Below are 12801 nucleotides of genomic sequence, written 5' to 3'. Positions count from 1 at the left end.
TAAGTGATAAGGAGTCGTCACAATGTTTATTAAAAATGCATGGTATGTTGCCTGCCGCCCAGAAGAAATCCAAGACAAACCACTAGGTCGCACTATTTGTAGTGAAAAAATCGTTTTTTACCGTGGTAAAGAAAACCAAGTTGCAGCCGTTGAAAATTTTTGTCCCCATCGTGGTGCCCCACTTTCACTAGGTTATGTCGAAGATGGAAACCTCGTGTGTGGCTATCATGGTTTAGTGATGGGTTGTGACGGAAAGACTGTTTCAATGCCAGCTCAACGTGTAAATGGTTTCCCTTGCAACAAAGCATATGCAGTTGTTGAAAAGTTTGGTTTTATTTGGATATGGCCAGGCGAAAAGGCATTAGCAGATGAATCAAAACTCCCAACTTTAGAATGGGCAGATCATCCTGAATGGAGCTATGGCGGAGGCCTGTTCCATATTCAATGTGACTATCGCCTCATGGTCGATAATCTTATGGATTTAACCCACGAGACTTATGTTCACTCAAGCAGTATTGGTCAAAAAGAGATTGATGAATCATTACCAATCACTAAAGTTGATGGTGATCATGTCATTACTGAACGCTACATGGAAAATGTGATCGCGCCTCCATTTTGGCAAATGGCCCTTCGCGGCAATCACTTGGCAGATGATGTACCTGTTGACCGTTGGCAACGTTGCCACTTCTTTGCTCCAAGTAATGTGCATATTGAAGTGGGTGTAGCACATGCTGGACATGGCGGTTATAACGCACCAAAAGAAAAAAAAGTTTCGTCAATTGTTGTCGATTTTATTACGCCGGAAACTGAAACCTCACATTGGTATTTCTGGGGAATGGCACGCAACTTCCAGCCAAACAATGCTGAACTCACCGATCAAATTCGTGAAGGCCAAGGAAAAATCTTTACTGAAGATTTAGAAATGCTGGAGCAACAGCAGCAAAATATTTTGAACAATCCATATCGCAAGTTACTGATGCTCAATATTGACGCAGGCGGTGTACAGTCTCGTAAGGTGATTGACCGACTACTTGCCGAAGAAAATAAAACGCCTCCTGAAACATCCGCACAAAAGTTTCCAAACATTCGGATTATTTAAAGGAGCATGAACATGGACGTTATTATTCAAAAAATTCACCAGCTGACCCCGACCATTCGTGCCTTTGAATTGGTTGCAACAAATGGTACAGAGCTACCGAATTTTGAAGCAGGTGCTCATATTGATGTGCATCTTAAAAACGGCCTAACCCGTCAATATTCACTTTCAAATTGTTGCAGTGAAAAGCATCGTTATGTAATTGGTGTTTTACATGATGCTAACTCACGCGGTGGTTCACGTTGTATCCATACTGAATATCGTGAAGGTGATCATTTAAAGATTGGTGAACCTCGTAATTTATTTGAAATTCACCCTCAAACCAAACAGGCGGTTCTCTTTGCTGGTGGTATTGGCATTACCCCCATTTTATCGATGGCGTATCGGCTTAAGTCAGCCAATATTCCTTTCGAATTGCACTACTTTGTTCGTAGTCATGAAATGATTGCTTTCTATGGCAATTTAACCGAGCATTTTGGTGACCAAGTCCATTTTCATATTCAAGATCAACCAGACACTGAATGTAATATGGCAGAGGTTTTAGGTCAGAGTTCATCAGATAGACACTTATATGTATGCGGTCCGACAGGGTTTATGCAGTTTGTCATGAGCTCGGCTGAACAAGCCGGTTGGCACAGAGAACAGTTACATCAAGAGCATTTTGTCGCGCAAAAAGTAGATACGTCTAATGATGAAGCTTTCACTATTGAAGTTAAAGGTACGGGCCGTCGAATTGAAGTATTACCAGAGCAAACTGCTACTGAAGCATTAATTGCAAATGGTTTTGATATTCCTGTTTCTTGTGAACAAGGCATTTGTGGCACTTGTATTACCCGCGTTGTAGAAGGCACGCCAGATCATCGCGATATGTTCATGACCGATGAGGAACATGCACTAAATGACCAATTTACGCCTTGCTGTTCTCGTGCAAAAACTAAAAACCTTGTGATTGAGCTTTAATATTTAAGTTCCTTTATTCAAATATAAAGGAACTTATTTTCATCTTAAGCGCTTAAAACATTTCTGAGCGTTTCACCCAAAATCACGACACTACTGTGCTCACGCATTAAAGTTTCAGCACGCCCTGCCTGACGATGTACCAACGCATCAAAAATCGAACAATGCTGTAAATGTGCATAGTGCAAACGGCGATATTCTGACAAAGCTTGATTCTGGTCATAAGTAATAGCTTGAGCAGAAGCCATCGGTAATTGGTTGTTTTTTGCCAAGGCTTGTATGAGTGCGACGTTTTGTGCACCTTCAATAATAGTGTCATGAAAAATGACGTTAAAATGATGATAACGTTCGAGTTCGGCATCGCCAAACTCATCTTTATCATTAAATAGTTTTTCAGTTTCTTGAATGCAATGTTGCAGCGTCTTTTTCTGTTCTTCGCTTAAGCCTTGTTCTGCCAAAGTTTTCGCAGCCAATCCTTCAAGTACACCGCGCACTTCGAGCGCATCATGAACAAGTTGTTCTGAAATTTCACGAACCGTGTAACCACGAGTTGGGTTTTTAATGAGGAGGCCTTCTTGCTCAAGCAAGCGAAAGGCAATACGAACAGGCTGCCTTGAAACACCAAGTAACTCGGCAGTCGGAATTTCGGCAATTCTGGCACCGCCTTCAAATTCCCCTGAAATAATCATTTTTCTTAGTTTAAGTAAAACTTGTTGTCCTGAAGACATTCGCTGCCACACATCACCAAAAACGTCACTTCGATGCTAGCAAGTTCATTTGTAAAATGAAATAAATTTTCTGTGTGAATCAGTGCTTAAGCATTTTTGTTGAGTTTAAAAAATTAAATTACCAACCACACTTGATCAAAGATTTTTAAGATTATTGACCATAATATCTAGGTTGTTACGGATTAAATAAGCCAAGTTAATATCAATGCCTTCAAGCATTTTTTCTTCAACTTTTAAAACAACTTCATTGCATTTATTTAGCTTATCAACACCGCTTTGAGTCAGCGTAATTAAAATACGGCGGCCATGGGTTGGGTCTGGTTTTTTCTCAATCCAGCCATTGACCAGTAAATCTTGCAAAATTTTGTTGGCAGATTGCGGCTTAATGAAAGAGCGCTCAGCAAGCTTAGCATTGGATACATTACTTTTTGAAGCTAAAACAGAAAGCGCAGTAAATTGCGGCAAGGTAATCTCAAGCTCTTTTAAATGTTCTGTTAAATGTTTACTAATAATTCGGTCAACACGAGCAATCATGTAACTTAACTTAGGCTCATCTTCTACTTTTTTTTGAACTGAATTCGAACGTACCATAACCTTTCAATCATCATAAGAAAATCTGTAGTGAAAGTATGAGGCGCTAACCCCATACTTTCGTTAAAACTTAGCGAGCACCTGAGCTTTGTACTAAATGTACAGGCTGTTTAGGTTTTTTGACAAGAAGTAATGCAGAGATCGCTGCAATTAAAATCACCGGAATGCTTGAACCAATCACAATGGTCGAGCTTTGTCCAAGCGAGAGTAAAAAACCAGCCATTAAAGGTCCTGCAAAAGAACCGATACGCCCAATTGCAACCGCCGCACCGACTCCAGTTCCACGCATTTCCGTTGGATAATACATGGCAGCCAAGCCGTACAGTGCCGATTGTCCACCCACAATAAATAAACCACAGCCTACTGCCGAAAGCGCCAGTAATGCAACGGTTGGAGAAATTGCCAAGCAGCAAAGCGAGAATAGAATGCCAAGATAAATCAGCTTAATCACAAAACTCATGCGTATTTTATCAAGCAATACACCCATGAGGATTGAACCTAAAATTCCGCCAACGTTATAGCCCATCTGCACATAGTTTGCCTGTAATTTCGATAAGCCTTGCGCGCCCATGAGCAATGGCAACCAGTTCAACAAGAAGTAGAGCACCACTAAGGTACAGAAGAAACTCACCCAAAGCTGAATCGTTGACATACGACGTTCTTTGGCAAACAGAACTTCAAAGAAGGGAGTGGTTTTTTGTGCCTGAACTTTCCGCTGTAGATAATCATTGGACTCAGGTAAAAAGCGCATAATCAGTGGAATTAATAAAATAGGCGCTATACCACCAATATAGAAAATATGACGCCACTCTGCATCACCCGCCAACGACATAGCAACGACAGAAGTGAGTAATCCACCAAATGGAATGCCGCTATACATGATACTTACCGCTTTGCCCTTATGCTGATCAGGTACGGCTTCAGAGGCAAGTGTAATCATCATCGGAAGTGCCCCACCCATTCCTAAACCGGTACAAAAACGGATGAGTAACAGCAAACTGAAGTTAGCAGCATAGGCTGTTAGCAAAGACATCATTCCAAAAAGTAAAATACTAAAAATCAGAATTTTCTTACGCCCTACAATATCTGCAAATCTACCGCCTAATATCGCACCTGGTAGTGTTCCTAAAATTGCAGCACTAAATGCCCACGCCATCTGGCCATTGTCTAACATAAACTCAGCCCGCATTCGGGGGGCGGCTACCCCCATTGACTGAAGATCAAAACCTTCAAAAATTGCTATTGCAAAGCATAATAGCAACGTGATTTTTGCCCTTGCAGACTGTCCTAATATCTTTTCCATTGTGTTATCCCTTATTGACTAGTCGTTCCATTTAGCCCTTTGTGTATTATTGTTTAAACACACCAAAAATATCAGTTAAACTTACTAAAAAATCAACACATTTTTATATTAAATTATTTTTAAAGTTAATTATTATTTATAATACAATGAATTATAAAATATTTAAGAAATTTTATAAAAAAGACTTGAATGTAAGTTTAACTGATATTAAATTAAATCCCAGAACAGCTAAAAATCATTCAAGGAGTATGAAGATGAGTTATGAAAACCGCTGGGAAACAGTAGATGTTAAAGTTGAAGATGGAATTGCATGGGTAACACTAAACCGCCCAGAAAAGAAAAATGCCATGAGTCCTACACTCAATCGTGAAATGATTGATGTACTTGAAGCCATAGAACTTGACCAAAATGCACGTGTGCTTGTGTTGACAGGTGCAGGTGATTCTTGGACAGCAGGCATGGACTTGAAGGAATATTTCCGTGAAGTCGATACTCAGCCAGAAATTTATCAAGAACGTATTCGCCGCGACTCATGCCGTTGGCAGTGGCAACTTCTTCGCATGTATTCAAAACCAACAATTGCTATGGTCAACGGCTGGTGCTTTGGAGGCGGTTTCTCACCTTTAGTGGCTTGTGACCTCGCAATTGCAGCAGATGAAGCAACATTTGGCTTATCTGAAATTAACTGGGGTATTCCACCGGGCAACCTTGTAAGCAAGGCAATGGCGGATACTGTTGGTCACCGTGCAGCTTTGTACTACATCATGACAGGCAAAACCTTTACTGGTAAAGAAGCCGAAAACATGGGCCTTGTGAACAAAAGCGTACCGCTTGAACAGTTAAAAGCAGAAGTCACTGAACTTGCAAATTGCCTACTTGAGAAAAACCCTGTGGTTCTTCGCACAGCTAAAAATGGATTTAAGCGTTGCCGTGAACTCACTTGGGACCAAAACGAAGACTACTTATATGCCAAGCTCGATCAATGTATCCACCGTGATACAGAAAATGGCCGCCAAGAAGGTTTGAAACAATTCTTAGATGAAAAATCAATTAAACCGGGTTTACAGAGCTACAAACGTACTGGTTAACTTTTGATTCTCTAATGGCAATGTAAGGACACAACCCATGCAAAATGTACAGTTACTTATTCACGGTCAATCTGTTGATGCATCAAATCAGGCAACTTTTGAGCGTATTAGCCCCATTGATGGATCAGTGGCAACTAAAGCTGCTGCTGCAACATTGGACGATGTTGATCGTGCAATCGACTCGGCACAACAAGCTTTTAAAGTATGGTCGAAACTCTCGCCTACCGAACGTCGCTTACGTTTGTTAAAAGCAGCCGATTTAATGGACCAAAAGACCGAGCAATTCATTGAAATTGGAATGCAAGAAACGGGTTCAACTGCGACATGGTATGGGTTTAACGTTCACCTTGCTGCCAACATGTTACGTGAAGCAGCAGCAATGACCACACAAATTGACGGAAGCCTGATTCCGTCAGATGTGCCGGGCAATCTTGCCATGGGTGTGCGGGTTCCTTGCGGTGTGATTGTAGGAATTGCACCTTGGAATGCGCCTGTCATCTTGGCAACGCGTGCGCTTGCCATGCCTTTGGCTTGTGGCAACACCGTTGTATTAAAAGCATCTGAAGCTTGCCCAGCAACACATCGTCTGATTGGCGAAGTGTTATACGAAGCAGGTCTTGGTGAAGGTGTGGTAAATGTCATTACTCATGCCGCCGAAGATGCACCACAAATTGTTGAGCGTTTAGTCTCTCATCCAGCCGTCAAACGTATTAATTTTACGGGTTCAACCAAAGTCGGAAAAATTATTGCAGAGACTGCTGCCAAATATTTAAAACCTGTTTTACTTGAATTGGGTGGTAAGGCGCCTGTCGTGGTTTTAAATGAAGCTGACATTAATGAAGCCGTAAATGCAGTCGCTTTTGGAGCGTTCTTTAATCAGGGTCAAATCTGTATGTCGACCGAACGTGTTTTGGTTCAAGACAATATTGCCGACCAGTTTATTGAAAAGCTGATTGAGAAAACACGTTCTATTCAGGCGGGCAATCCGACTTTAAAAGAAAATGCATTGGGTGTTTTAGAAAGTCGACGTGCTGCAAACCGTATTCAGCATTTGCTGGAAGATGCTCAAAACAAAGGTGCTGACTTACCTTTAGGTATTCATATTGAAGATACCACCATGCAACCGACGCTGGTGCTCAATATTAAACCTGACATGCTGCTTTACCGTGAAGAATCATTTGGCCCTGTATGTACAGTTCAACGCTTTTCAAGCATTGAAGAAGGCGTAGCACTGGCAAATGACAGCGAGTTCGGCCTTTCTTCGGCAGTGTTTAGTCAAAATATTTCGCAAGCACTGGAAGTGGCTCAACAAATTGATTCGGGTATTTGTCACATTAACGGCGCAACCGTACATGATGAAGCTCAAATGCCATTTGGCGGAACAAAATCGAGTGGTTACGGACGTTTTGGTAGTAAAGTCTCTGTTGCCGAATTTACCGACCTACGCTGGATTACCATTCAAACCCAATCACGTCATTACCCGATTTAGTCAGGGTAATGCGGACAACAACATATTAAATAAAAATTGCATGATGCAAAAAAATAAAGCGCAGTGATGCGCTTTCCATGGAGTGAAAGAAATGCAAATGAATGCCACTCAATCACAAGACCGCGAACGGTTCGTAAAATTAGGGCAACATGATATTCATTATCACCATAAAGATGACACGCTCTATATCAACCCAAAAGAGCAATTAAAACCGTATCCACAAAAACTGACAGATCGGTTAATTCATTTTGCACAAACCAAACCAGACCATATTTTTGCAGCAAAACGCAATGCTCAAGGTGAATGGGTCAAACTGAGTTATGCAGAAGTTTTACAACGTGCATGGCACATTGCTCAGGCTTTACATGAACGTAAGTTAAGCCAAGAGAGACCTCTGGTCATTTTAAGTGGTAATGATCTCGAACATTTAACACTATCTATGGCTGCCATGCTGGCGGGTGTGCCTTTTTCAGCAATTTCACCAGCCTATTCTTTGATTTCTCAAGACTTTGGCAAACTTAAACATGTGTTTGAAGTGCTTACACCTGGCCTAGTCTACGCTAGCGATGGTCAGGCCTTTGCCAAAGCGATTCAGACATGTATTACAGCTGACATTGAAGTGGTCACGAATAAAGGTCTTGTGGGCAATCAAATCTGCACATCTTTTCAGTCGCTGTTAGATACACCAGTTTCAAATGTTCAAGAGTTTTATCAAAGCCTTGATGAAAACCAAATTGCCAAATTCTTATTTACGTCAGGTTCAACCAAACTACCTAAAGCTGTGCCGACTACGCATTTAATGTTGTGTGTTAATCAGCAGATGTTATTACAAACTTTCCCTGAGTTTGAAGAAACGCCACCTGTCCTACTCGACTGGCTGTCTTGGCACCACACGTTTGGAGGCAGTCACAATGTCGGCATCGCACTCTATAACGGCGGTACAATTTACATTGATGACGGCAAACCCGTTGCAGGAAAATTTGACGAAACCATTCGTAATCTTAAAGAAATTTCTCCAACAGTTTATTTAAATGTGCCAAAAGGCTGGGAAGAACTCACAGAAGCTTTAGAAAAAGATGAAGAATTAAGAGACCGCTTTTTTGCCAAAGTTAAAATTTTATTCTTTGCAGGTGCAGCACTTTCAGAAGCGGGCTGGAACAGACTCGATAAAATTGCTCAGCAGCATTGCGGAGAAAAAATTCGCATTATGAGTGGGTTGGGCATGACTGAAACCGCCCCATCTTGTGCTTTTACCACTGGCCCACGCGTGATGGCTGGCTTTATTGGTTACCCTGCTCCAGGATGTGAAATTAAGCTAGTGCCATGTGATGACAAACTAGAGTTTTGTGTTCGTGGCAAACACGTCATGAAAGGCTATTGGCGGTTAAAAGCAGACCAGCAAAGCACTGTGTTTGATGATGAAGGCTTTTTCCATACGGGTGATGCGGTGCGTTTAGTCGATGTTAATGATCCGACTAAAGGCCTGATGTATGACGGACGAATTGCCGAAGACTTTAAACTCAATACAGGTACTTTTGTAAATGTCGGCACCATACGCAACAAAGTGCTCATTCAAGGTAATTTACTGGTTCAAGATGTTTGTATTACAGGTTCAAACCTCAATGCCGTGGGTTTTCTGATTTTTCCAAAATTAGAAGCTTGTGCTCAATACGCAGGCCTTAAGCTTGGCGAACATTCTCCAGCAGAGATATTACAGCACCCTAAAGTCCAGCAATGGTTCCGTCAATTTTTAACGACATTTAATAAAGATGCGACTGGCAGTTCAAATACAGTCTCAATGCTTTATTTAATGACTGAACCACCTCAGCTCGATGCTGGAGAAGTGACTGATAAAGGCAATCTCAATCAAAGCAATATTACGAAACGTCGTGCAGCTTTAATTGATGAGCTTTATCAAAAGCAGGGCGACAACCCACTTATTATTCGAGTGCCCACCTTAAAGCAATAAGCTATTGAAATAAAAAAGGAAGCTCAAACTTCGGTTTGGGCAATAGCCCCACTTTTGCCTAAAAAAAGGTTCAACATGCCACACGATACAGAATTTGAACTATTTCGGGACAGCTATCGCAGGTTCTTAAAAGAACAGGTTGCCCCGTATTATGAACAGTGGGAACACGATGGTCTCATCCCACGTGATCTATGGCTTCGTCTTGGGGAAAATGGCTTTTTGTGCGTCGATGTGCCCGAGGAGTATGGCGGTTACGGCGCTCCTGTGCACTACTCACTCATGTTGGTTCAAGAAACGGCTCAAGCTGGTTTTGCATCTTTAGCGGTTGCCATTGGCGGGCAAAATGAGTTGGTCTCTCCTTATCTGCAAAATATTGGAACTGAAGAGCAAAAACGTTATTGGTTACCGAAAATGGTGACGGGTGAAGTCGTCACTGCCATCGCCATGACAGAGGCTAATGCTGGTTCAGACTTACAGGCAATACGCACTCAAGCGATTTTAGAAAATGACCACTACCGTATTAATGGTTCAAAAACATTTATATCAAATGGTTTACATGCTGACTTGATTGTTTTGGTGGCTAAAACTAATCCACAAGCCAAAGCAAAAGGCATTTCGATTTTATTAGTCGATGCCGCTTTAGACGGTGTTAAAAAAGGCCGTTCCTTACAAAAAATCGGGCTACATGCTCAAGATACAGCTGAACTGTTTTTTGATGATGTTTGTGTACCTATCACACAACGTTTGGGTGAAGAAGGACAAGGCTTTGCTTATTTAATGCAAGAGTTACCGCGTGAACGTTTGAGCATTTCCATGATGGCTTTGGGGTCCATTTTGGGGGCCATCGAAATCACCAAAGACTATGTATTGGAACGTAAAGCTTTCGGGCAACCTTTAAGCCAAATGCAAAACACGCGCTTTGTGCTCGCAAACGCGCAAATCAAAGCAAAAGCTGCTCAAGCCTTTGTAGATCAATGTGCAGCGCTATATCAACAACACCAGTTAAGCGTGACTCAGGTTGCCGCATTGAAGTGCTTTCTTACCGACGCTCAATGTGAAGTGATTGATCAGTTACTTCAGCTTTTTGGCGGCTACGGCTACATGCAGGAATATCCGATTTCACGCTTTTTTGTGGATGCGCGGGTACAAAAAATTTATGGGGGAACCAATGAAATTATGAAAGAAATCGTCGCCCGAGAACTGCTCGGAAAATAATTCGATTTAAAACTAAACAAGGCAGACACAACAACTATGCCTTGTTTAAAACAAAAAAATGTTATTTCAGGAAGAAATGCTATGTCAAAATTATGGATGTACTCTACCCTCATGCTCTCTGGTTCAGTGTGGGCTGGCAATTTTATTGATAACAGTTCAGTAGAACTCACCACACGAAATTTCTATTTTGACCGCGATTACCAAGAGCAATCTGCTTACCCTGCTGCCAAGGACTGGACACAAGGTTTTATTCTTAAAGCCAATTCAGGTTATACCGAAGGGACTGTCGGTTTTGGGTTGGATGTGCTTGCAACAGCGGGTTTTAAACTTGATGCCGATGCAGAGCATGGCGGTACAGGAAACTTACCTAGAGACACGCGCACCAATGAACCTGCTGACTCTTATGGCGAAATTGGGGTCACAGCAAAAGCGAAAATGAGCCAAACCGAGCTGCGTATTGGTACGCTAATGCCGATGAATCCTGTTTTAGTGGCTTCACCTGCTCGTTTGCTTCCTCAAACCTATCGAGGAATTTCACTGACCAGTAAAGATATTAAAGATTTCGACTTACAAGCGGCCTACCTCGACAAAGTGAATCATCGTGATTCGACCAACTATGAAAAAATTAAAATTTCAGGGGTGAATGGACGATTTAAAAGTGCTGAGACTGATGGTCTTTATTATTTAGGTGGAAACTATCAGCTTGATCCAACGATCAAGCTCACCGCTTTCTACATGGATGTTGATGATCTTTATAACCAGACCATGGTCGGTGCCCTACACCAACATAAAATTAATGACACCACTAATCTTAGCTCGCAATTACGCTATTACCGTAGCCGAGATGACGGACAAGCAAAAGCAGGCTTAGTCGATAATGATCTTTATCATGCGCATTTCGAACTTAAACATCAAAACCATAAATTTATTTTTGGAACCTTCCAACATCACGGCGACACCGCGTTTCCGTATTTGACTGGTGGTGAAACTGGGCTTCTCATCGACACATGGCCAGGTGAGTTTTTAAACCCAAAAGAGAAAGCCTATAGCTTCCGCTATGAATATGACTTTAAAGATTATGTGCCGGGTTTACGTTTTATGACCCGTTACACCACAGGTCACAATATTTATGCACCCAACTTAGGCGGAACCAATCTAAAAGAACGCGAAACAGACTTTGATTTAGGTTACACCGTTCAAAGTGGCTGGTTAAAAAATCTAGGTTTACGCGCACGCTATGCAATCTATGACAACAATATGCTATCTACAGCCAACATCAAACCTGTAAACGAAACCCGTATCAACATCGACTACACATGGAAATTTAAATAATTCAAAACTAGAGGTTCTGTCACACATAGAACCTCTTTTTATTTCGGGAAATTCATCATGAAGAAAGTTGTAACGCTACTCTGCGGAATGAGTCTGATTGCCCTGACTCATGCCGAAACGCAATATAGCCCACCACCCATTCAGCTTGAGGCTTTAGCAAAATTTAGTGTTGATTTAAATGCGCCTGTTTGGGAATTAGGCACCACTAGTGAGGCTGGTAAACGCCGAATTATTCCCATTACAGGTGGAACATTTGAAGGGAAATCACTTAAAGGCCGTATTTTAAATAATGGCGCAGATTGGCAAATCGTTGACAGTAAAGGACTGGCAATTATTGATACACGATATTTGTTAGAAACCGATGACGGCGCACTTATTTATCTTCAAACCAAAGGTTACCGACATGGCTCAGCAGAAACACTAAAACAGCTTGCTCAAGGCAAAGATGTCGACCCGAAAAACTACTATTTCAAAATCACCATGCAATTTGAAACCAGTTCACCTAAATATGCGTGGCTTAACCAGACCGTTGCGGTAGGTAGTGCAATGCGTTTGGGAAAAGCGGTTATTTATGATGCCTATACCCTGAAATAATAATTTTTATAACGCTTACAAAAAGGATGGACCCCTCATTATGGATCAAAAAACTTTAGAACATTTACCGCCCATCCACCACCATTTGGGTGGACACAATATCCATTGGAATGACAAAAACACTGAACTCACCATCCACTACACAGCCCTAGAAAGCTTTACCAATCCACGCGGCACTGTTGAGGGCGGCATGATCTGCGCCATGCTTGACGACGTGATGGGGCTTTTTGCATTTCTTGCCAATGACCGTAAACCAGCTACCACCATCAACTTAACGATGGATTTTTTAAGACCCTGTGCTGTAGGCGAAGTCATTACAAAATGCCGATTCATTAAACAAGGCAAAACTGTACTGAATCTTGAAAGTGAAGCTTGGCAAAACAACAAAATGATTGCACGAAGCACAGCTAATTTTCTGGTTTTAGATTAATTGCGACCA

The 12801-nt window shown here is 41.7% G+C and carries 12 protein-coding genes; 9 read left to right on the top strand and 3 right to left on the bottom strand.

Features of this window, described 5'->3' with window-relative positions; translation table 11 throughout:
* Window positions 1-22: 22 nt before the first annotated feature.
* Together FY048_RS11690 and FY048_RS11685 are read left to right on the top strand one after the other, a co-directional pair.
* The gene (locus FY048_RS11690; RefSeq protein WP_446091241.1) at window positions 23-1099 is read left to right on the top strand and encodes an aromatic ring-hydroxylating dioxygenase subunit alpha; all 1077 of its coding nucleotides are present in this window, start codon (window positions 23-25) and stop codon (window positions 1097-1099) included.
* Window positions 1100-1111: 12 nt separating this feature from the next.
* Complete coding sequence (locus FY048_RS11685) at window positions 1112-2056, top strand: PDR/VanB family oxidoreductase (protein WP_446091240.1); 945 nt, start codon at window positions 1112-1114, stop codon at window positions 2054-2056.
* Between the two features lie 44 nt (window positions 2057-2100).
* Here FY048_RS11685 and FY048_RS11680 read toward each other — a convergent pair whose 3' ends face one another.
* From FY048_RS11680 to mhpT, 3 genes are all read right to left on the bottom strand, one after another.
* On the bottom strand, window positions 2101-2793 hold the full coding sequence (locus FY048_RS11680; protein WP_446091239.1) for a GntR family transcriptional regulator: 693 nt from the start codon (window positions 2791-2793) through the stop codon (window positions 2101-2103).
* A gap of 123 nt (window positions 2794-2916) precedes the next feature.
* Entirely contained in the window at window positions 2917-3372 is a 456-nt protein-coding gene (locus FY048_RS11675; protein WP_252609387.1) for a MarR family winged helix-turn-helix transcriptional regulator, read from the bottom strand.
* A 70-nt stretch (window positions 3373-3442) separates the two neighbouring features.
* Window positions 3443-4675, bottom strand: coding sequence for a 3-(3-hydroxy-phenyl)propionate transporter MhpT (gene mhpT, locus FY048_RS11670; protein WP_016138820.1), 1233 nt, complete (start codon window positions 4673-4675; stop codon window positions 3443-3445).
* Between the two features lie 248 nt (window positions 4676-4923).
* Between mhpT and FY048_RS11665 the strand changes: the two genes are divergently transcribed.
* The 7 genes from FY048_RS11665 to FY048_RS11635 all read left to right on the top strand — a co-directional run bounded on the left by FY048_RS11665 (window position 4924) and on the right by FY048_RS11635 (window position 12792).
* The gene (locus tag FY048_RS11665; RefSeq protein ID WP_446091238.1) at window positions 4924-5763 is read left to right on the top strand and encodes a p-hydroxycinnamoyl CoA hydratase/lyase; all 840 of its coding nucleotides are present in this window, start codon (window positions 4924-4926) and stop codon (window positions 5761-5763) included.
* Window positions 5764-5800: 37 nt separating this feature from the next.
* The gene (locus FY048_RS11660) at window positions 5801-7252 is read left to right on the top strand and encodes an aldehyde dehydrogenase (protein ID WP_446091237.1); all 1452 of its coding nucleotides are present in this window, start codon (window positions 5801-5803) and stop codon (window positions 7250-7252) included.
* An 82-nt stretch (window positions 7253-7334) separates the two neighbouring features.
* A complete protein-coding gene (locus FY048_RS11655) occupies window positions 7335-9221 on the top strand; it encodes a feruloyl-CoA synthase (RefSeq protein WP_446091236.1) in 1887 nt (628 codons plus the stop codon).
* Window positions 9222-9296: 75 nt separating this feature from the next.
* Entirely contained in the window at window positions 9297-10436 is a 1140-nt protein-coding gene (locus FY048_RS11650; RefSeq protein ID WP_446091235.1) for an acyl-CoA dehydrogenase family protein, read from the top strand.
* An 81-nt stretch (window positions 10437-10517) separates the two neighbouring features.
* On the top strand, window positions 10518-11768 hold the full coding sequence (locus tag FY048_RS11645; RefSeq protein WP_013198532.1) for an OprD family porin: 1251 nt from the start codon (window positions 10518-10520) through the stop codon (window positions 11766-11768).
* A 57-nt stretch (window positions 11769-11825) separates the two neighbouring features.
* Window positions 11826-12362: a DUF3237 domain-containing protein gene (locus FY048_RS11640; protein WP_446091234.1), complete on the top strand. Its 537-nt coding sequence runs from the start codon at window positions 11826-11828 to the stop codon at window positions 12360-12362.
* Window positions 12363-12402: 40 nt separating this feature from the next.
* Window positions 12403-12792 carry a PaaI family thioesterase gene (locus tag FY048_RS11635; protein ID WP_446091233.1) on the top strand — a complete coding sequence of 130 codons (390 nt, stop codon included), beginning with the start codon at window positions 12403-12405 and terminating at the stop codon, window positions 12790-12792.
* Window positions 12793-12801: the final 9 nt, after the last annotated feature.

Source organism: Acinetobacter sp. 1124_18A (genome assembly GCF_052824995.1).
This window is presented reverse-complemented; position numbering and strand designations above follow the sequence as displayed.

Bases quoted from the DNA above. Each gene is read 5' to 3' on its own strand.
- FY048_RS11690 (WP_446091241.1), top strand. From the start codon at position 23: ATGTTTATTAAAAATGCATGGTATGTTGCCTGCCGCCCAGAAGAAATC.
- FY048_RS11685 (WP_446091240.1), top strand. From the start codon at position 1,112: ATGGACGTTATTATTCAAAAAATTCACCAGCTGACCCCGACCATTCGT.
- FY048_RS11675 (WP_252609387.1), bottom strand. From the start codon at position 3,372: ATGGTACGTTCGAATTCAGTTCAAAAAAAAGTAGAAGATGAGCCTAAG.
- mhpT (WP_016138820.1), bottom strand. From the start codon at position 4,675: ATGGAAAAGATATTAGGACAGTCTGCAAGGGCAAAAATCACGTTGCTA.
- FY048_RS11665 (WP_446091238.1), top strand. From the start codon at position 4,924: ATGAAGATGAGTTATGAAAACCGCTGGGAAACAGTAGATGTTAAAGTT.
- FY048_RS11660 (WP_446091237.1), top strand. From the start codon at position 5,801: ATGCAAAATGTACAGTTACTTATTCACGGTCAATCTGTTGATGCATCA.
- FY048_RS11650 (WP_446091235.1), top strand. From the start codon at position 9,297: ATGCCACACGATACAGAATTTGAACTATTTCGGGACAGCTATCGCAGG.
- FY048_RS11645 (WP_013198532.1), top strand. From the start codon at position 10,518: ATGTCAAAATTATGGATGTACTCTACCCTCATGCTCTCTGGTTCAGTG.
- FY048_RS11640 (WP_446091234.1), top strand. From the start codon at position 11,826: ATGAAGAAAGTTGTAACGCTACTCTGCGGAATGAGTCTGATTGCCCTG.
- FY048_RS11635 (WP_446091233.1), top strand. From the start codon at position 12,403: ATGGATCAAAAAACTTTAGAACATTTACCGCCCATCCACCACCATTTG.